The sequence below is a fragment of the Cognatazoarcus halotolerans genome, assembly GCF_009800965.1.
GTDB lineage: Bacteria > Pseudomonadota > Gammaproteobacteria > Burkholderiales > Rhodocyclaceae > Cognatazoarcus > Cognatazoarcus halotolerans.
In genome coordinates, this window is record NZ_WUAF01000010.1 from 35898 (window position 1) to 55054 (window position 19157).

Sequence of the window (19157 nt, forward strand, 5' to 3'; positions counted from 1 at the left end):
GCGGCCTTGACCACGGTCAAGGTTCTGACCGTGTCAGGACTGCCGGGTGTTGTTATGCAAACAAGCGGAAACAGTGTGCTCAGGCGACGCGGCGCTTCTCGATCCTGCTTTCCTGGACCAGTTCGACCTTGCCGTCGGGGGACAAGGTCTCGAGCCTCACGGTGAAGCCCCAGAGGCGTGCGACATGCTTCATTACCTCGTCGGTGCTCGGGCCAAGCGGTCGGCGCTGATGCTCGTGATGCCGGATGGTGAGCGAGCGGTCGCCGCGCAGGTCAACATTCCAGACCTGGATGTAAGGCTCGCGGTTGCCGAGGTTGTACTGTTCGGACAGCATCTCGCGCACCCGGCGATAGCCGCTTTCGTCATGGATCGCCGAAACCTTGAGCTTGCTCTCGCGGTCGTCGTCGAACACCGCAAAGAAACGGAAGTCGCGTATTACCTTGGGAGAGAGATACTGTGCGACGAAACTCTCGTCCTTGAAATTACGCATGGCAAAGTCGAAGGTCTCCAGCCAGTTGCTGCCGGCAATATCGGGGAACCACCGGCGATCCTCGTCGGTCGGGTTCTCGCAGATGCGCCGGATGTCCTGCCACATCGCGAATCCCAGCGCATAGGGATTCACGCCGCGATACCACGGTTCGGTATAGGCGGGCTGGTACACCACGTTGGTGTGCGACTGCAGGAACTCGAGCATGAAGCTGTCGGCGAGAAACCCCTCGTCATAGAGCCGGTTGAGCAGGGTGTAGTGCCAGAAGGTCGCCCAGCCTTCGTTCATGACCTGGGTCTGCCTTTGGGGAAAGAAGTACTGGGCGATCTTGCGCACGATCCGCACCACCTCACGTTGCCATGGCTCGAGCAGTGGCGCGTTCTTCTCGATGAAGTAGAGCAGGTTCTCCTCGGGTTCGGGCGGGAAGCGACGCTCGCTCGCTTGACCTTCGGGTGCGGCGAAGGCGGGCAGGGTGCGCCACAGCTCGTTGACCTGGCTTTGCAGGTAGGTCTCGCGGTCCTGCTGGCGCAGCTTTTCCTTTGCCATGGAGAGCTTGGGGGGGCGCTTGTAACGGTCGACGCCCACATTCATCAGCGCATGGCAGGAGTCGAGCAGCAATTCCACCTCGTCGACACCGTAGCGCTCCTCGCACTGTGCAATGTAGCTGCGTGCGAACAGCAGGTAATCCACGATGGCGTCGGCGTTCGTCCAGGTGCGGAAGAGGTAGTTGCCCTTGAAGAAACTGTTGTGCCCGTATGCTGCGTGGGCGATCACCAGCGCTTGCATCGTCATGGTGTTCTCTTCCATGAGGTAAGCGATGCAGGGGTTTGAATTGATGACGATCTCGTAGGCCAGCCCCATCTGCCCGCGCCGGTAGCCCTTCTCGGTAGACAGGAATTGCTTGCCGAACGACCAGTGGTGATAGTTCACGGGCATGCCCACCGAGGCGTAGGCGTCCATCATCTGTTCTGCGGTGATGACCTCGACCTGGATCGGATAGGTGTCGAGGCCGAAATCGTGCGCAACCCGGGCGATCTCGCGGTGGTACTCGTCGATGAGCTCGAAGGACCACTCCGAGCTGAGCCGCAGGGGCTTCTTGGCAGTTTTCTTCATGCGAGGTTCTTCTTGAAGAGTTCGCGGAACACCGGGTAGATGTCACCCATCTGCTCGATGCGCTGCATGGCGAAATTGTGCTGACCGTCTTCGAGCTTCTGGTATTCACGCCAAAGGTTCTGGGGCTCGCCCGGCGTGATTTCGATGTAGGCGAAATACTGGCAGAAGGGAAGGATGCCGGTCGCCAGGAGCTCCCTGCAGCCGGGCGAATCGTTCTCCCAGTTGTCTCCGTCCGATGCCTGGGCGCCATATATGTTCCAGCCTCCGCCCGCAAAGCGCTCGCGAATGATGTCGCGCATCATGATCAGCGCACTGGATACCACCGTGCCGCCGGATTCGCGGGAGTGGAAGAAGTCGTCCTCGTTGACTTCGCGGGCGATGGTGTGGTGGCGAATGAAGACCACCTCGATATGTTCGTAAGTGCGCAGCAGGAACAGATAGAGGAGCATGAAGAAGCGCTTGGCGGTGGCTTTCTTCTCTTCGTCCATCGATCCCGAGACGTCCATGAGACAGAACATGACCGCGCTGGTCGTGGGCTTCGGTACCTTGGTGCGATTGTTGTAGCGCAGATCGAAGCTGTCGATGAAGGGAATGGCCTCGATCTTCAGGCGCAGGCGGGCGAGCTCGTCCCTGAGTGGGGGAAGTTCCGGTGAATCGGCCCCGTCGGCATCCTCGATGCGTTCGATCTCGGCCTTCAACTCATGGATGCGCGAGGCGTAGGGCGCGCCCAGAGCCAGCCGCCTGCCGAGAGCGCCGCGCATCGAGCGGATCACGTTGATGTTGGCAGGCACTCCATCGGAAGTGAATCCGGCACGCTGCGTCTTGTACTCCACAAGTTTCGCGAGGTGGGTGCGAACGAGGTTGGGCAGTTCGAGATCGTCGAAGAAGACGTCGAGGAACTCTTCGCGGGAAAGCTGGAAAACGAAATCGTCCTCGCTTTCGCCCTCGTTGCTGGCGGACCCGCCGCCACTGCCCCCGCCGCCACCCGGTGGGGGGCGATTGATGAGATCTCCAGAGGAAAATTGGTCGTTACCGCTATGCACCGTCTCCCAGATCCCGCCGCGCCCCTGCTGGAAATGAGGCTCGTTCAGATCGCGTGCGGGGATCGAGATCTCTTCACCCGAATCGATGTCGCGAATGGATCGGCCGGAAATGACGTCGGACACCGCCTTTCGGATCTGCTGCTTGAATCGGCGCATGAAGCGCTGCCGATTGACGGCGCTTTTCTTCTTGCTGTCATAGCGTCGGTCGATGATGCGGACCATTGCTTCCTCCCAGCGCTTGGCAGAACTGTCGGGCCGGCGCGCTTCCCGCTCGGCCCGACACCGCGATCACGACGATTTTCTGACGCGCAGATACCATTCGCAGAGAAGCCGGACCTGTTTCTCCGTGTAGCCCTTCTCGGTCATGCGGTTGACGAAGTTCTGATGCTTTTTCTGTTCGTCGGCACTCGACTTGGTGTTGAAGCTGATGACTGGCAGCAGATCCTCGGTATTCGAGAACATCTTCTTCTCGATGACGGCGCGCAGTTTCTCGTAGCTGGTCCACGAGGGATTCTTACCCGCGTTCTTGGCTCGCGCGCGCAGAACGAAGTTGACGACCTCGTTGCGGAAGTCCTTCGGGTTGCTGATGCCGGCCGGTTTCTCGATCTTCTCTAGCTCGTCGTTCAACGCATTGCGATCGAGAATCTCGCCGGTGTTCGGGTCGCGAAATTCCTGGTCCTGAATCCAGAAGTCAGCATATGTGACGTAGCGGTCGAAAATGTTCTGCCCGTATTCGGAATAGCTCTCGAGGTAGGCTGTCTGGATCTCCTTGCCGATGAATTCGGCGTAGCGAGGGGCAAGGAATTCCTTGATGAAGCCCATGTAGCGGGCTTCGAGCTCGGCCGGATATTGCTCCTGCTCGATCTGCTGTTCGAGAACGTACATGAGGTGGACCGGGTTGGCGGCGACCTCGCGATGGTCGAAGTTGAACACTTTCGACAGGACCTTGAAGGCAAAGCGGGTCGAAAGCCCGGTCATGCCCTCGTCGACGCCCGCGTAGTCGCGATACTCCTGGTAGGACTTCGCCTTGGGGTCGGTATCCTTGAGGTTCTCGCCGTCGTAGATCCGCATCTTCGAGAACAGGGAGGAATTCTCCGGCTCCTTGAGGCGCGACAGGATGGCAAACTCCGACATCATGTTGAGCGTATCCGGGGCGCACGGTGCGGCCGAGAGCGAGCTGTTGCGCAGCAACTTGTCGTAGATTTTGACTTCGTCCGAAACGCGCAAGCAGTAGGGCACCTTGACCGTGTATATCCGGTCCAGGAACGCTTCGTTGTTCTTGTTGTTCTTGAACGCAACCCATTCCGATTCGTTCGAGTGGGCGAGGATGATCCCGTCGAAGGGGATGGCCCCGAAGCCCTCCGTGCCCTTGTAGTTGCCTTCCTGGGTCGCGGTCAGAAGCGGGTGGAGTACCTTGATCGGTGCCTTGAACATCTCGACGAACTCGAGCAGGCCGCGGTTCGCGAGGCAAAGGCCGCCGGAGTAGCTGTAAGCATCGGGGTCGTCCTGCGAGAACTGCTCGAGTTTGCGAATGTCGATCTTGCCGACAAGTGACGAGATGTCCTGATTGTTTTCATCACCGGGCTCGGTTTTGGCTACGGCGATCTGCTTGAGCACCGAGGGTCGCTGCTTGACAACCCGGAAGCGGGTGATGTCGCCGTTGAATTCGTGCAATCGCTTGAGCGCCCAGGGGCTCATGATCGCGCCGAGGTACCGTCGGGGGATGCCATAGTCATCCTCGAGCAGGGCGCCATCCTCTTCGTCGCGGAACAGGCCGAGCGGCGATTCATTCACCGGCGAGCCCTTGATCGCATAGAACGGCACCTGTTCCATCAGAGACTTGAGTTTTTCGGCCAGGGAGCTCTTGCCTCCACCAACCGGACCGAGGAGGTAGAGGATCTGTTTCTTTTCCTCGAGCCCCTGCGCGGCGTGCCTGAAGTAGGAAACAATGTGCTCGATCACCTCTTCCATTCCGTAGAACTCACGGAAGGCCGGATAGAGCTTCATCATCTTGTTCGAGAAAATCCTCGACAGCCGGGGATCAAGACGGGTGTCGACCAGTTCCGGTTCGCCGATTGCCATGAGCATTCGTTCAGCCGAAGTGGCGTAGGCAGCGGGGTCGGTCTTGCAGAGCTCCAGATACTCCTGGATTGACAGTTCTTCTTCGCGTTCGGCTTCGAAGCGCGACTGATAGGCCGTGAAGATGCTCATTGCGTCTCTCCTGGTGCGAGAACCGGATGTCGGAAAATCCTGGCCTGGCGGCGTCCGCATTGCCGGGATGTCGGGCATTGCCAAAACGATTTTGCGGCACTTCGACATCAATCGTAGTCGACGTCGTCACGTTAGCATTGTGAGTGGCGCGTTGAGAACAGAGTTCCTATTCAATCTGCTGCGTTGTGTTGCATGGATGCAGAGCGCCGCCGCGTAGCACTGGGGCGGCGGCCGAGCCTTGTGATAGACTAAAACTTTGCCCTTAACACCGTGGATTTTGTCGCCCGCGGCACCTGCCGGTGAGTCCTTGTTGATGTGGGTCTCTCAGGGCGAACAAACAGTCGATCAATCAGGAAAGTTCATGCAGACCACCCAGGAAAATCAGAGCGCCCTGGAGCGCCGTATCGAAATGACCGTGCCGAAGGCCGAGGTCGAAAAGGAAGTTGAGACGCGCCTCAAGCGCATGGCACGCACCGTCAAGATGGCCGGTTTCCGTCCGGGCAAGGTGCCCTACAAGATGGTCGCGCAGACTTATGGCCAGCAGGCCCGATCCGAAGCGATCGGTGCGGCGGTTGAGAAGGCGTTCGGTGAGAAAGTGCGGGAGGGCAACTTCCGGGTGGCCGGCTATCCCCGTATCGAGCCGCTTGAAGATACGCAGGAACAGTTGGCTTTCAGCGCCGTGTTCGAGGTTTACCCAGAAGTCACGATCGGCGATCTGTCGCAGAAGGAGATCTCAAAGCCGGCCCTCGAGGTTGGTGAAGAGGAGGTCGACAAGACGATCGAAGTGTTGCGCAAGCAGCGTACGACCTTCAGCCCGGTGGAGCGCGCGGCGGTGGAGGGTGATCGCGTGGTCATCGATTTTGCAGGCCGCAAGGATGGCGAACTCTTCGAAGGTGGCCAGGCAACTGATTTTCCGTTCGTGCTGGGTGCGGGACAGATGCTCAAGGATTTCGAAACCGCGGTCGAGGGGCTTGCCAAGGGTGAGAGCAAGACTTTCGATATGACTTTCCCCGACGACTACCATGCAGCAAACCTCGCTGGTCAAACAGTCCAGTTCGAGATCACGGTCAAGGGCGTTGAAGAACCCAGGCTTCCGGAAATCGACGATGAATTCGCTCGCTCGTTGGGTATTGCCGACGGCGAGGTCTCCAAGATGCGCGAGGAGGTCCGGGCAAACCTTCAGCGTGAAGTGAAGCGTCGCGTCCAGGCGAAGATCAAGGAACAGGTGATGGACGCCTTGATCGACACACACCCCATCGAGATTCCCAAGGCGCTTGTCGAAGGCGAGTCCCGGCAGCTCGCCGAGAATGCGCGAAAGGACCTCGAGCAACGCGGCATGAAAAACCAGAACATCCCGGTCGAGCCGGCATGGTTTACCGAGCAGGCCGAGCGTCGGGTCAAGCTGGGTCTGATAATGGCCGAGGTCGTAAAGAGCAAAGAACTTCACGCCAAACCGGAACAAGTTCGTGCGTTGGTCGATGATTTCGCCCAGAGTTACGAAGATCCGAGCGAGGTCGTGACCTGGTACTACTCGCAGCCTGATCGTCTGGCTCAGGCCGAGGCGCTTGTAATCGAGGACAATGTGGTCGAGTGGGTACTGGGCGCAGCCAAGACCGTTGACAGCCCGGTCTCGTTCGATGAGCTGATGGGTAACGCGGGTCCCAAGGGGTAACGCAGCAATGAATCTTCATTCGCCGAATTCTTCATCCGACTGGAACCCGACCGGCCTTGGCCTTGTTCCGATGGTGGTCGAGCAGAGTGGCCGGGGCGAGCGAGCCTACGACATATACTCTCGCCTGCTCAAGGAGCGGGTGGTGTTTCTTGTCGGTCCGGTAAATGATGCAACGGCCAATCTGGTCGTTGCCCAGCTCTTGTTCCTGGAGTCCGAAAACCCGGACAAAGATATTTACTTTTACATCAATTCACCGGGTGGTTCCGTAACGGCCGGAATGGCGATCTACGATACGATGCAGTTCATCAAGCCGGATGTCAGCACGCTGTGCATCGGGCAAGCGGCCAGCATGGGCGCTTTTCTTCTGACGGCTGGCGCTAAAGGCAAGCGTTACGCGTTGCCGAATTCGCGCATGATGATCCACCAGCCGCTTGGGGGGTTCCAGGGGCAGGCATCCGATATCGAGATCCACGCACGCGAGATCCTTACGTTGCGCGCGAAGCTGAACGAGATGTTGGCCAGCCACACGGGCCAGGATGTCGAGCGAATCGAGAAAGATACCGATCGCGACAATTTCATGTCGTCCGCGGATGCCGTAAATTACGGTTTGATCGACAAGGTCCTGACCAGCCGTACCGATGCGGCCTGAAGCATAGCGAGAGGAAAACAATGACGGACAAGAAAACCAGCGATAAGCTGCTGTACTGCTCGTTCTGTGGTAAGAGTCAGCATGAGGTCAAGAAGCTCATCGCTGGTCCGTCGGTTTTCATCTGTGATGAATGTATCGACCTCTGCAACGACATCATCCGGGACGAGATCGCCGGCGATCAGGATGTGGATGGCGGTAAGACGAACCTGCCCGCGCCAAAGGAAATCTCGGCAATACTCGATCAATATGTGATTGGGCAGGCTCAGGCGAAACGCATTCTTTCGGTGGCCGTCTACAACCACTACAAGCGGTTGCGTCACCTCGGCGGCCTCAAGGATGAGGTCGAGTTGTCAAAGAGCAATATCCTGCTTATCGGGCCGACCGGTTCTGGCAAGACGCTGCTCGCTCAAACCTTGGCTCGTTTGCTGAACGTTCCGTTTGTGATGGCGGATGCCACGACACTCACTGAGGCCGGGTATGTCGGTGAGGATGTCGAGAACATCATCCAGAAGCTGCTGCAGAAATGCGACTATGAGGTGGAAAAGGCGCAACAGGGGATCGTCTACATCGATGAAATCGACAAGATTTCTCGTAAATCCGACAACCCGTCGATTACCCGTGACGTATCTGGAGAGGGCGTCCAACAAGCGCTTTTGAAGCTCATCGAGGGTACGGTTGCATCGGTTCCTCCGCAGGGTGGTCGCAAGCATCCCAATCAGGATTTCGTTCAGATCGATACGACGAACATTCTCTTTGTATGCGGTGGGGCTTTCGACGGGCTCGACAAGGTTATCCGGGGGCGTACGGAAAAAGCGGGAATCGGCTTCGGGGCTGAGGTGCAGAGCCGTGATGCGAGCGGTGTCGGCGAGACCTTGAAGGCTGTTGAACCGGAAGATTTGGTGAAGTTTGGTCTGATTCCCGAGTTTGTGGGACGTTTGCCAGTTGTCGCGACGCTCCAGGAACTCGATGAGGCTGCACTCATCGAAATTCTCGTTGCGCCCAAGAATGCCTTGATCAAGCAGTACGAGAAGCTGTTTGCGATGGAAGGCGTGGAACTCGAGGTACGCCCGGGAGCGTTGCAGGCGATCGCACGCAAGGCACTCAGGCGCAAAACGGGGGCCCGCGGACTGCGCTCCATTCTCGAGTCGGCGCTGCTTGACATCATGTACGATCTTCCCACCATGGATGATGTTTCGAAGGTGGTGATCGACGAGGGCGCGATCAATGGAACTTCTGCGCCCATTCTCATCTATGCGGATCAGCAAAAAGTGTCCGGCTCTAACTGAGCTCCTGGCTTTCGGGGCAGCCTCTTGATTTACCGCACTTGGGCCCCATCTGGGCCCAAGAGTGTTTCTAAGCAAGGAAAATAAATGTCCGCCTCGTCTGAACTGAATCAGCAGCAGCCCGAGCTGCCGCTCTTGCCGCTGCGTGATGTGGTGGTATTTCCACATATGGTCATCCCGCTTTTTGTCGGGAGGCCGAAATCAATCAAGGCGCTCGAAACGGCGATGGAAGCCGGCAAGAGCATCTTGCTTGTTGCACAAAAATCTGCGGCAAAGGATGAGCCGTCGGCGGAGGATCTGTACGAGATCGGCTGCATGGCGAACATTCTGCAGATGCTCAAACTACCTGATGGAACCATCAAGGTGCTCGTCGAGGGGGTACAGCGGGCACGCATCGATTCGGTCGACGACTTGCGCACTCTCTTCATGGCGAAGAGCACGCTGGTGCCGGTGGACGAAGGTGATCACAACGAAACAGAAGCGATGCGCCGGGCGATCATCGCGCAGTTTGATCAGTACGTTAAGCTCAACAAGAAGATTCCGCCCGAGATTCTGACTTCGCTGTCAGGAATCGATGATGCCGGACGACTTGCCGATACCATCGCTGCCCACTTGCCCCTCAAGCTTGAGGAAAAGCAGGCCGTGCTCGAACTGTTCGACACCGGTGCGCGCCTTGAGCGACTGCTCACTCAGCTGGAAACCGAACTCGACATTCTTCAGGTCGAGAAAAGGATTCGCGGTCGGGTGAAGCGGCAGATGGAAAAGAGCCAGCGCGAGTACTACCTCAACGAACAGGTCAAGGCGATCCAGAAAGAGTTGGGCGAGGGTGAAGATGGTGCTGATCTCGAGGAGATGGAGAAGAAGATCAAGGCCGCAGGCATGTCCAAGGAAGCGCTTGCCAAGGCCCAGTCGGAGCTCAAGAAGCTTCGTCTGATGTCTCCGATGTCGGCTGAGGCCACGGTCGTCCGCAACTACATTGACACGCTTTTGGGACTTCCCTGGAAGAAGCGGTCGCGCATTTCCAAGGATCTGGTCGAGGCTGAAAAGGTACTCGACAAGGATCATTACGGGCTCGAGAAAGTGAAGGAGCGGATCGTCGAGTATCTGGCGGTTCAGCAACGTGTGGACAAGCTCAAGGCGCCGATTCTTTGTCTGGTAGGCCCTCCCGGGGTCGGCAAGACGTCTTTGGGGCAGTCTATTGCTAGGGCGACCAACCGGAAGTTCGTGCGCATGAGTCTTGGCGGTGTGCGCGACGAGGCCGAAATCCGGGGGCATCGGCGCACATATATCGGATCGATGCCGGGCAAGATTCTGCAGAACATGCACAAGGTTGGCGTGCGCAATCCGCTTTTCCTGCTCGATGAGGTCGACAAGATGGGGGCGGATTTCCGCGGTGATCCGTCGTCGGCATTGCTCGAGGTGCTCGATCCCGAACAAAACGCAACTTTTGTCGACCATTACATCGAGGTCGAGTACGACCTCTCGGATGTAATGTTCGTGGCAACTGCCAATACGCTGAATATTCCCGGTCCGTTGCTCGACAGGATGGAAGTGATTCGCTTGTCCGGTTACACGGAAGCGGAGAAGATCAATATCGCTCAGCGCTATTTGGTGCCGAAGCAGATGCGGGACAACGGTCTGAAGGCAGAGGAGTTGTCGATTACCGAAGATGCCCTGCGCGACGTGGTGCGTTATTACACGCGTGAGGCCGGTGTGCGCAGTCTGGAGCGGGATATTTCGAAGATCTGTCGAAAGGTGGTCAAGAGCCTTGTCATTCGCAAGCGCTCCAGCAAGATCGTGGTCAACGCGAAGAGCCTCGACAAGTATCTCGGGGTGCGCAAGTACAGCTACGGAATGGCGGAGAAGGAGAACCAGATCGGTCAGGTTACGGGTCTGGCGTGGACCGAAGTTGGCGGCGAACTCCTGACGATCGAATCGGTCGTGCTCCCCGGCAAGGGGAAGGTCGTTACGACTGGCAAGCTTGGTGAGGTCATGCAGGAATCCATTCAGGCCGCTTTGTCCGTAGTTCGAAAACGTGCCCGTTCGCTCGGAATCCAGGATGATTTTTATCAGAAGAGCGATATTCACATCCATCTTCCGGAAGGTGCAATTCCCAAAGACGGCCCTTCTGCCGGTATCGGAATTGCGACGGCTCTGGTATCTGTTTTGAGTGGGAATCCAGTTAGGTGTGATGTGGCGATGACTGGGGAGATCACCCTGCGCGGTGAAGTCCTGCCCATCGGTGGATTGAAGGAGAAGCTGCTTGCGGCGGTCAGGGGGGGAATAAGAATCGCCCTCATTCCCGAGGAGAATGTGAAGGATCTTGCGGAAATTCCCGAGAACATCAAGGATGCGTTGGAGATTGTGCCCGTCCGGTGGATCGATCAGGTTCTGAAGCTCGCGCTTGAGCGGGAGCCCGTTCCATTGCCTGAAGAGCCGCAGTCTGCCCAGGAAGTTGCTGCGGGCAGCAGCGGTGCGACGGGCTCACAAAGTCTCACCGCTCACTGAGCTCGTTTTTAGCAATACAGAAAGCCGGCCGATTTGGTCGGCTTTTTTTATTGAAACCGCCACACGGGGACGCTGCGCTGCGCCTTGACATCGTGATTTTTGGCGAGCTATAAAGCCCATGCAGTTTCACTGGCCCGAAATGGTGCGGATCGCGCGCGCTTTCTGGCTTTCCTGAGTAGGCAGTTCCAAGAACGAACACTAGGGGGCATAAGTGAACAAATCCGAACTCATCGACCAGATTGCGGAGCAGGCCGAAATATCGAAAGCGGCGGCCGGTCGTGCGCTGGATGCTGCGGTAGCGGCAGTGAAACAGACGCTGAAAAAGAACGGAACGGTTACGCTCGTCGGATTCGGAACCTTTTATGTTGGCAAGCGCGCGGCTCGAACCGGAAGAAATCCGCGGACTGGAGCGAACATCAAGATCAAGGCTGCAAAGGTTCCGAAGTTTCGTGCTGGCAAAGGTTTGAAGGATGCAGTAAACTAGCGGGCTTGGATCGGGCTGGCGCCTGATCTTCGGGTGCTTAGCTCAGTTGGTAGAGCGTCGCCCTTACAAGGCGAATGTCGGCGGTTCGACCCCGTCAGCACCCACCAAATACATTGGAGTGGTAGTTCAGTTGGTTAGAATACCGGCCTGTCACGCCGGGGGTCGCGGGTTCGAGTCCCGTCCACTCCGCCACAGTAAATAAACAAAGGCGAACTCAGGTTCGCCTTTGTTTTTCCTGCCTTCTTTCGATGCTAATCCGCCATGTTTGATGCCGTTCGAAACAACCGAATCGTGGTCCAGGGCATTCTGGGCTTGATCGTTCTGACCTTTGCGTTTTTTGGGATCGAATCGTACCTCGGAAAAGGGAGCGGGGAAAAACCGCTGGCCGAGGTCGCTGGGCAGCCTATCTCCCGAGCGGAATTCGAGCAAGAACTGCGACGGCATCAGGATCGGTTGCGCGCTCAGCTGGGTGCCGAGGCCGATCTCGAGACTCTTAACTCGCCGGCTGTGCGAGAACAGGTGCTCGACAGCCTCATAAATCGACGGCTACTGACAAGGTTCGCGCAGGATCAGCATCTCGCAGTACCGGATGCTCAGTTGCAGGACACGATCGCAAAACTGCCTGCCTTCCAAGAGGAGGGGCGCTTTTCGAAAGCTCGCTATCAGCAAATTCTTGCCAGCCAGGGCATGACACAGCCTGGTTTCGAGGCGCAGATGAGGCAAGATCTCGCGTTCCAGCAGATTATTGCCGCGGTCGGTGGTGGCGCCGTCGCTTCCTTGAGCTCGACTAGTCAGTTGCTCGGCTTGCAGCTTGAAGAGCGCAAGATGCGTGTGTCGAATTTCAATGCCGGCGACTATGCAAAGGGTGTGGCCGTCAGCGATGAAGAGATTGCCGCCTATTACGACGCAAACAAGGCGCGCTTCGAACAGGCTGCGCGCGCCAAGGCTGAATACGTGATCTTCAGTCGTGACGGCCTTCGTGCCACGGTGAAGCCTGAAGAGAAGGATGTGCGTCAGTGGTACGACGCCCACCAGGGCAATTACGGAACGCCGGAAGAAAGAGGGGCGCGGCATATCCTGATCCAGGTCGCCCCCGATGCGAAACCGGAAGCAGTCGAGGCCGCGAAAGCCAAGGCTGAATCGATTGTCGTGCAATTGCGCGAGAAGGATGGCAAGAATTTTGCCGAACTCGCAAAAGGCGAATCGCAGGACCCGGGGTCCGCAGCAAATGGTGGGGATCTGGGTAGCTTTTCGCGTGGAATGATGGTCAAGCCCTTCGAAGATGCTGTTTTTTCGCTCAAGCCGGGTGAAATCAGCGATCCGGTCAGGACGGATTTCGGCTTCCACGTCATTCAGACTACCTCCGTGAAGCCTTCGAGCATCAAGCCATTCGATGAGGTCCGTGGGCAGATCGAAGACGAGCTTCGCGGGCAGGCTGCCGCACGGAAGTTTGCGGAGCAGGCTGAGGCATTCAGTAACGTGATTTACGAACAGCCCGATAGCCTCAAGCCGGCGGCAGAGCAATTCAAGCTGGAAATCCATACGACTGACTGGATTTCGAAAGGAACGCCGGCGCCGGCACCGTTCGACAACAAGCGCCTGCTGGATGCGGTTTTTTCAGCCGACGTTCTCGACAATCATCACAACAGCGAGGCGATCGATCTCGGTGATGCACGTCTCGTCGCCGCACGGGTGGTCAGCCACGAGCCCGCGAAGCTGCGGCCGATGGAGGATGTCCGCGGCGAGATTGTGGCTACGCTGACGCACGAGAAGGCGGCCAAGGCTGCCGCGAGCGCGGGTGAGGCCGCCCTCGAGTCGCTCAAGAAGGGCCAGAACGCGGCGCTTGAATTCAGTCCCGAGCAAAGTGTGCGCCGCGCCGGATCTTCTTTGTCAGCGTCTGCTCTACGCGCGGTGTTCTCTGTCGACTCAAGCAAGCTTCCTGCCTATGCCGGGGCGGCGACCGCTGACGGATTTCAGATCTTTCAGATCACCGAGGTCAAGCGCGACGAGATCAAGAAAGATGATCCGCGCGTGGTCGCGCTACGCAAGCAGTATGAGCAGTTGATCGGCGAGCGGGACCTCGCTGTTTTCCTAAGCGGATTGCGAAAAACCTACGGTGTCGAGATCAATCAAGGCGAGCTGCAGAAGTCTTGAGGTAAGCGGAAAGGCCGGGGATTCCCGGCCTCTTGTTTTTGCAAACCCACTATTGCAACGGCTCTGGATTGCCCAACGCGGCCGTGTTGAAGCCGGCATCGACATAGAGGATCTCGCCAGTGATTCCGCTTGCGAGATCCGAGCACAGGAAGGCTGAGGCGTTCCCCACTTCGTCGATGGTGACGTTGCGCCTCAAAGGGGCATTGTGTTCGTTGTGCGCCAGCAATCTGCTGAAGCTGCCGATACCGGATGCGGCCAGCGTCCTGATGGGGCCTGCGGAAATGCCGTTAACACGGATGCCCTCGGGTCCAAGGCTGGCGGCCATGTATCTCACCGACGCTTCGAGACCGGCCTTTGCCATGCCCATGAGATTGTAGTTGGGCATCGTTCGCACCGCGCCGAGATAGGACATGGTCAGCAGACTCGCATTGCGCCCCTGCATGAGCGGACGAGCGGCTTTTGCCATGGCCGGAAAGCTGTAGGCGCTTATTTCCATGGCGGTGCGGAATGCATCGCGGGAAATGCCGTTCAGAAAATCTCCCTCCAGCGCCTCGCCGGGCGCGAAAGCGATGGAGTGGACGAGGGCGTCCAGGCCGTCCCAGCGGGCGCCTAGCTGCACGAACAATGCATCGATCTGATCGTCGTCCTGGACGTCGCAGCGAAAGGTCTGCTGGCTGTCGAATTCGGTCGCCATCTTGGTGACGCGCTCGCGGAAACGCTCGTTCTGATAGGTGAATGCGAGCTCCGCGCCTTCGCGATGCATCGCGCGGGCGATCCCGTACGCGATCGACCGATTGCTGAGCAGGCCTGCAATCAGAATCCGCTTCCCTGCAAGGAATCCCATGTAGGTTCTCCGCCAAAGACCTGCGGCGGATTATAACGGGCGATGGGTTCAGTCCTGCCGGCTCGCTGCACGCGGACGAGCTCTCGGATACACTTCGCCCATGCCGATTCGACGACTCCTGCGCAGTTCAATGCTAGGCCTTGCGCTGCTCGGGGGCTGTGCGGACGTATGGAACAACCCCTATCCTGGTGAGGGGGCCGGCGAAGGCATTCTCTATTCTGCGTTCATAAGCCGTCCAAAGCATCTTGACCCTGTCCAGGCGTATAGTGAAGACGAAGCGACGTTCCTCTATCAGATTTATGAGCCGCCGCTGCAGTATCACTATCTGAAGCGTCCCTATACGCTTGAGCCGGCCGCGGCCGCGGCCATGCCGAGCGTGCTTCTGTATGACGCGTCGGGCAAGCGGCTGGCGCCGGATGCGCCGCCACAAAGCGTTGCGTATTCGGTGTATGAGGTCAGGATCAAGCCGGGGCAGATGTATCAGCCGCATCCTGCCTTCGCAAAGGATGCCGGCGGGAACGCTTTATATCAGTGGCCCGATTCAGAGCGCTTGGGTGACAGGAAAGCCATCAGCGACTTCTCCGACACGGGAAGCAGAGAGGTGGTTGCAGAAGATTTTGAGTACCAGATCAAGCGGCTTGCGCACCCGCACCTGCACTCACCGATCCTTGAACTCATGAGCGACTATATCGTCGGCCTGCGGGACTACGCCAAGAAGCTCAGGGATACCGCCGCGGGTGCAGCAAGCGTAGGGTGGATCGATCTGCGTGAGTATCCCTTGAGTGGAGTGGAGGTGGTTGACCGCTACACCTACCGTATCCGGCTCAACGGGTCCTACCCGCAGTTTCCCTATTGGTTGGCCATGCCGTTCTTTGCGCCAGTGCCGTTCGAGGTGGATCGATTCTTCGCGCAGCCGGGAATGGCCGAGCGGAATCTGACGCTTGACTGGTGGCCGGTTGGAAGCGGGCCATTCATGCTTTCGGAAAACAACCCGAACAGCCGCATGGTGTTGGTAAGAAATCCCAACTACCGACGCGACGAAACGTATCCGTGTGAAGGTGAGCCGGGAGACGAGCGTGCTGGACTGCTTGCAGACTGCGGCAAGGTTCTGCCATTGCTAGACAAGGTGGTGTTTACCCGCGAAAAGGAAAGCATCCCCTACTGGAACAAGTTCCTGCAAGGATATTACGATGCGTCCGGCGTGTCGTCGGACAACTTCGACCAAGCCGTACAGATGGGTGGTCAGCATGACGTGAGTATTAGTGACGAGATGCAGGACAAGGGGATCAGCCTGCTTACGTCGGTAGCACCCACGGTCATGTACATGGGATTCAATATGCTCGATCCCGTTGTGGGTGGGGCAGGCGAGCGGGCACGCAAGCTGCGCCTCGCAATATCGATCGCGCTCGATCAGGAAGAATTTATTTCGGTATTTCTCAACGGCCGCGGTGTTCCTGCCATGCATCCCATTCCGCCAGGAATTTTCGGGTACAGGGAGGGAGAGGCGGGCGTCAATCCGTTGGTGTACGACTGGGTCGACGGCAAGCCACGCCGCAAACCTGTCTCCGAGGCGAGAAAGCTGCTCGCGGAAGCAGGGTATCCCAATGGTCGGGACCTGCAGAGCGGCGAACCGCTCGTGATCTACCTCGATACGACGGGGACCGGCGTGGGTGGCAAGGCCCAGGTCGATTGGCTCGCGAAGCAGTTCCGAAAGATCGACGTCCAGCTCGTGGTGCGATCGACCGACTACAATCGATTTCAGGACAAGATCCGGAAGGGCAACGCGCAGCTCTTCTACTGGGGCTGGAACGCTGATTATCCCGACCCCGAGAACCTCCTGTTCCTTTTGTACGGCCCTCAGGGAAAGGTGAAGAGTCACGGTGAAAATGCGGCCAATTACGAGAACCCGGAGTTCGACCGCCTGTTCGAACGGATGAAGGCGATGTCTGACGGGCCCGAGCGCCAGGCAATCATCGACCGTGCGATCGCGATCCTGCAGCACGACGCGCCTTGGGTCTGGGGTTTCTACGAGAAGGCCTACAGTTTGCAGCACGGTTGGCTGCACAACCGCAAACCGGGGCGGATGATTCGCAATGGTCTCAAGTATCAGCGTATCGATGGTGAGGCCCGCGCCGTTGCGCGGCGCGAGTGGAATCGTCCGGAACGTTGGCCATTGCTTCTGGTCGCTCTTTTGGTGACGGCAATGGGCCTTCCGGCCTGGCTTGATTACCGGCGCCGCGAGCGGGCGACCGCGACGGTCAACGAGCACTGACGATGTTCGGCTATATCGTCCGTCGTGCGCTCTACGCGTTGCCTATCCTGCTCGGCGTGAATCTGCTGACGTTCGCCCTATTCTTCGTGGTCAATACGCCGGACGACATGGCGCGGATGCAGCTTGGAGCAAAACGGGTCACCCCTGAAGCGATCGAGAACTGGAAAGCTGAACGCGGCTACGACAAGCCGCGCTTCTACAACGACAAAGCCTTTGGTGTGAGTAAGTTCACCGATACGATCTTCTACGACAAGTCCCTGAAAATGTTCGCCTTCGAGTTTGGTGCGGCGGACGATGGCCGTGATATTGCCGAAGAGATACGTAGTCGCATGGTCCCGTCACTCGCGATTGCCCTGCCTACCTTCCTGTTGGGCCTGTACGTCACCGTGAGTCTTGCCTTGCTGCTGGTTTTTTTCAGACAGACCGCGCTCGATTTCAGTGGTGTCGTGTTGTGCGTCGCGATGATGTCGGTCTCGAGTCTGTTCTACATCATCGGCGGCCAGTGGCTTGTCGCCAAAATATGGCAGCTGGTCCCCATATCGGGTTATACGGGCGGTCTCGATGGTGCGCGCTTCCTGATTCTGCCGGTGCTTGTCAGCGTGGTGGCTGGCATCGGAGCCAACACGCGTTGGTACCGGACCATCTTTCTCGAGGAGGTCTCGCGCGATTATGTGCGCACGGCACGGGCCAAGGGGCTCTCGGAACTGCGGGTGCTCTTCCGCCATGTGCTCAAGAACGCCATGATCCCAGTGCTCACCGGGGTGGTGGTGGTCATCCCGCTGCTGTTCATGGGCAGTCTGCTGGTCGAGTCGTTCTTCGGCATCCCGGGTCTTGGCAGCTACACCATCGATGCGATCAACGCGCAGGATTTCTCGGTGGTGCGGGCAATGGTCTTCATCGGATCGCTGTTGTATATCGTGGGCCTGTTGCTGACCGACATCTCCTACACTCTGGTCGATCCTCGGGTGAGACTGGAATGAGCGGGGGCAGAGGCCGATGACTTTCCTGCCGATCATCTTGTGGACGGATGGCGTCATCTTTGCTCTCGTGCTGATTGCCGGCCTGGCGATTCGTCAGATCCGGAGAAGCCCGCAGTTGCGCGACGCTTGGCGAAAGGTGTTCGCGAAGCCCATCGGCTTTGCCACCTTCGTGGCGCTCGGTTTCTTCGGCGTGATCGGAATCGTAGATAGCCTGCATTACCGTCCGGCCTTGCCAGCCGAACCAGGGGTGGAAAAGCAGTACTCAGGGGAGGTGCTGAGCGCGCTGGATGCCTTGCTGGCGCCATTGCGGCTTAACACCGAGAAGACCTATTCCGCACCGCTGGCCACCAGGTTGTTTGCGCGCGAGACCGTTGAGTTCGAGGGTGGGGGGCAGGCGAGAATATTTCCACGTCTGGTGTTTGGCGGCGCGCATCTGGCAAGCGAAGATGAATGGGTGTCCGATGTTCTGAAGCGTGTCTCGGTGGGCCTACTCGTTGGTGGCGTGCTCACGGGCTTGCTATGGTTGTCCGTAAGGCGTGCCGCCATGAGAGAGAGCCCGCGCGCATCGAGTGCCGATGGTTTACATGCCAGCGCGAGCGAACCCGAGCCGGCCTGGCGGGCGGCTGTCCTGACGATGGGGGCCTTGCTGGTGGTATCGGCAGTGATCATCTCGCTGGCGAGTGGATATCACGTGTTTGGGACCGACAAGGTTGGGCAGGATGTGTTGTACCTGACGATCAAGAGCGTCCGCACCGCGCTTGTTATAGGCACATTGACGACACTGGTGATGCTGCCCTTTGCGGTAGCGCTCGGGATACTGGCGGGTTATCTCGGCGGCTGGGTGGATGATGCGATCCAGTATCTCTATACGGTACTCAACTCGATACCGGGCGTGTTGCTGATCGCAGCGGCGGTCCTGATGATGCAGGTTGTCATTGACACCCACCCTGAATGGTTTTCGACTGCGGCCGAACGTGCCGACGCGCGGCTCCTTGCGCTCTGCGTGATTCTCGGCGTGACCAGCTGGACAGGACTGTGTCGATTGCTCCGCGGCGAAACGCTGAAGCTGCGAGAGCTCGAATATGTTCAGGCCGCCCGAGCGTTTGGCGTAGGCACCGTCACGATCCTGCACCGCCACGTTCTTCCCAATGTCATGCACATTGTGGTCATTTCGCTGGTCATGGACTTCTCCGGCCTGGTTCTCGCGGAAGCAGTGCTGTCGTACGTGGGTATCGGCGTCGATCCCAACACCATCAGTTTCGGCACCATGATCAACGCCGCCCGGATGGAGCTCGCGCGAGACCCGATGGTATGGTGGTCGCTCGTCGCGGCTTTTGTCGTGATGTTCCTGCTGGTCTTGGCTGCCAATCTGTTTGCTGACGTAGTGAGGGACGTGTTCGATCCGCGTCGTGTCTAGCGTCGTGGCAATCGTGAATCTTCCGGCGCACGCCCCGATT

13 protein-coding genes and 2 tRNA genes are annotated in these 19157 nt (G+C 58.3%); 11 read left to right on the top strand and 4 right to left on the bottom strand.

Annotation, left to right across the window (positions count from 1 at the left end):
* Positions 1-79: 79 nt before the first annotated feature.
* From GQB03_RS13555 to GQB03_RS13565, 3 genes are all read right to left on the bottom strand, one after another.
* Positions 80-1600 (bottom strand): SpoVR family protein, encoded by a 1521-nt coding sequence (locus GQB03_RS13555; RefSeq protein ID WP_159690257.1) that lies wholly within the window; start codon positions 1598-1600, stop codon positions 80-82.
* Positions 1597-2865: a YeaH/YhbH family protein gene (locus GQB03_RS13560; RefSeq protein ID WP_159690260.1), complete on the bottom strand. Its 1269-nt coding sequence runs from the start codon at positions 2863-2865 to the stop codon at positions 1597-1599. The genes GQB03_RS13555 and GQB03_RS13560 overlap by 4 nt, the downstream gene beginning before the upstream one ends.
* A gap of 66 nt (positions 2866-2931) precedes the next feature.
* Positions 2932-4854: a PrkA family serine protein kinase gene (locus GQB03_RS13565; protein ID WP_159690263.1), complete on the bottom strand. Its 1923-nt coding sequence runs from the start codon at positions 4852-4854 to the stop codon at positions 2932-2934.
* Positions 4855-5215: 361 nt separating this feature from the next.
* Between GQB03_RS13565 and tig the strand changes: the two genes are divergently transcribed.
* From tig to GQB03_RS13605, 8 genes are all read left to right on the top strand, one after another.
* A complete protein-coding gene (gene tig / locus GQB03_RS13570) occupies positions 5216-6526 on the top strand; it encodes a trigger factor (RefSeq protein ID WP_159690266.1) in 1311 nt (436 codons plus the stop codon).
* A gap of 7 nt (positions 6527-6533) precedes the next feature.
* Positions 6534-7175: an ATP-dependent Clp endopeptidase proteolytic subunit ClpP gene (gene clpP, locus GQB03_RS13575; RefSeq protein ID WP_159690269.1), complete on the top strand. Its 642-nt coding sequence runs from the start codon at positions 6534-6536 to the stop codon at positions 7173-7175.
* 20 nt (positions 7176-7195) lie between these two features.
* Positions 7196-8461, top strand: coding sequence for an ATP-dependent Clp protease ATP-binding subunit ClpX (gene clpX, locus GQB03_RS13580; protein ID WP_159690272.1), 1266 nt, complete (start codon positions 7196-7198; stop codon positions 8459-8461).
* A gap of 84 nt (positions 8462-8545) precedes the next feature.
* Positions 8546-10966: an endopeptidase La gene (gene lon, locus GQB03_RS13585; RefSeq protein WP_159690276.1), complete on the top strand. Its 2421-nt coding sequence runs from the start codon at positions 8546-8548 to the stop codon at positions 10964-10966.
* Positions 10967-11177: 211 nt separating this feature from the next.
* A complete protein-coding gene (locus GQB03_RS13590) occupies positions 11178-11450 on the top strand; it encodes an HU family DNA-binding protein (protein WP_159690279.1) in 273 nt (90 codons plus the stop codon).
* 31 nt (positions 11451-11481) lie between these two features.
* Positions 11482-11557 (top strand) — tRNA-Val (locus GQB03_RS13595).
* A gap of 8 nt (positions 11558-11565) precedes the next feature.
* Positions 11566-11642: transfer RNA gene (locus GQB03_RS13600), tRNA-Asp, on the top strand.
* Between the two features lie 69 nt (positions 11643-11711).
* Positions 11712-13604, top strand: coding sequence for a SurA N-terminal domain-containing protein (locus GQB03_RS13605; RefSeq protein ID WP_159690282.1), 1893 nt, complete (start codon positions 11712-11714; stop codon positions 13602-13604).
* Positions 13605-13653: 49 nt separating this feature from the next.
* Here the strand turns inward: GQB03_RS13605 and GQB03_RS13610 are convergent, their stop codons facing one another.
* On the bottom strand, positions 13654-14448 hold the full coding sequence (locus GQB03_RS13610; RefSeq protein WP_159690285.1) for an enoyl-ACP reductase FabI: 795 nt from the start codon (positions 14446-14448) through the stop codon (positions 13654-13656).
* A gap of 100 nt (positions 14449-14548) precedes the next feature.
* Between GQB03_RS13610 and GQB03_RS13615 the strand changes: the two genes are divergently transcribed.
* The 3 genes from GQB03_RS13615 to GQB03_RS13625 are packed head-to-tail and all read left to right on the top strand — an operon-like array spanning position 14549 to position 19117.
* Entirely contained in the window at positions 14549-16720 is a 2172-nt protein-coding gene (locus tag GQB03_RS13615) for an ABC transporter substrate-binding protein (RefSeq protein WP_159690287.1), read from the top strand.
* Positions 16721-16722: 2 nt separating this feature from the next.
* Entirely contained in the window at positions 16723-17700 is a 978-nt protein-coding gene (locus GQB03_RS13620) for an ABC transporter permease (protein WP_159690290.1), read from the top strand.
* A gap of 16 nt (positions 17701-17716) precedes the next feature.
* Positions 17717-19117: an ABC transporter permease gene (locus GQB03_RS13625; protein ID WP_159690292.1), complete on the top strand. Its 1401-nt coding sequence runs from the start codon at positions 17717-17719 to the stop codon at positions 19115-19117.
* The last annotated feature ends 40 nt before the right edge of the window (positions 19118-19157 follow it).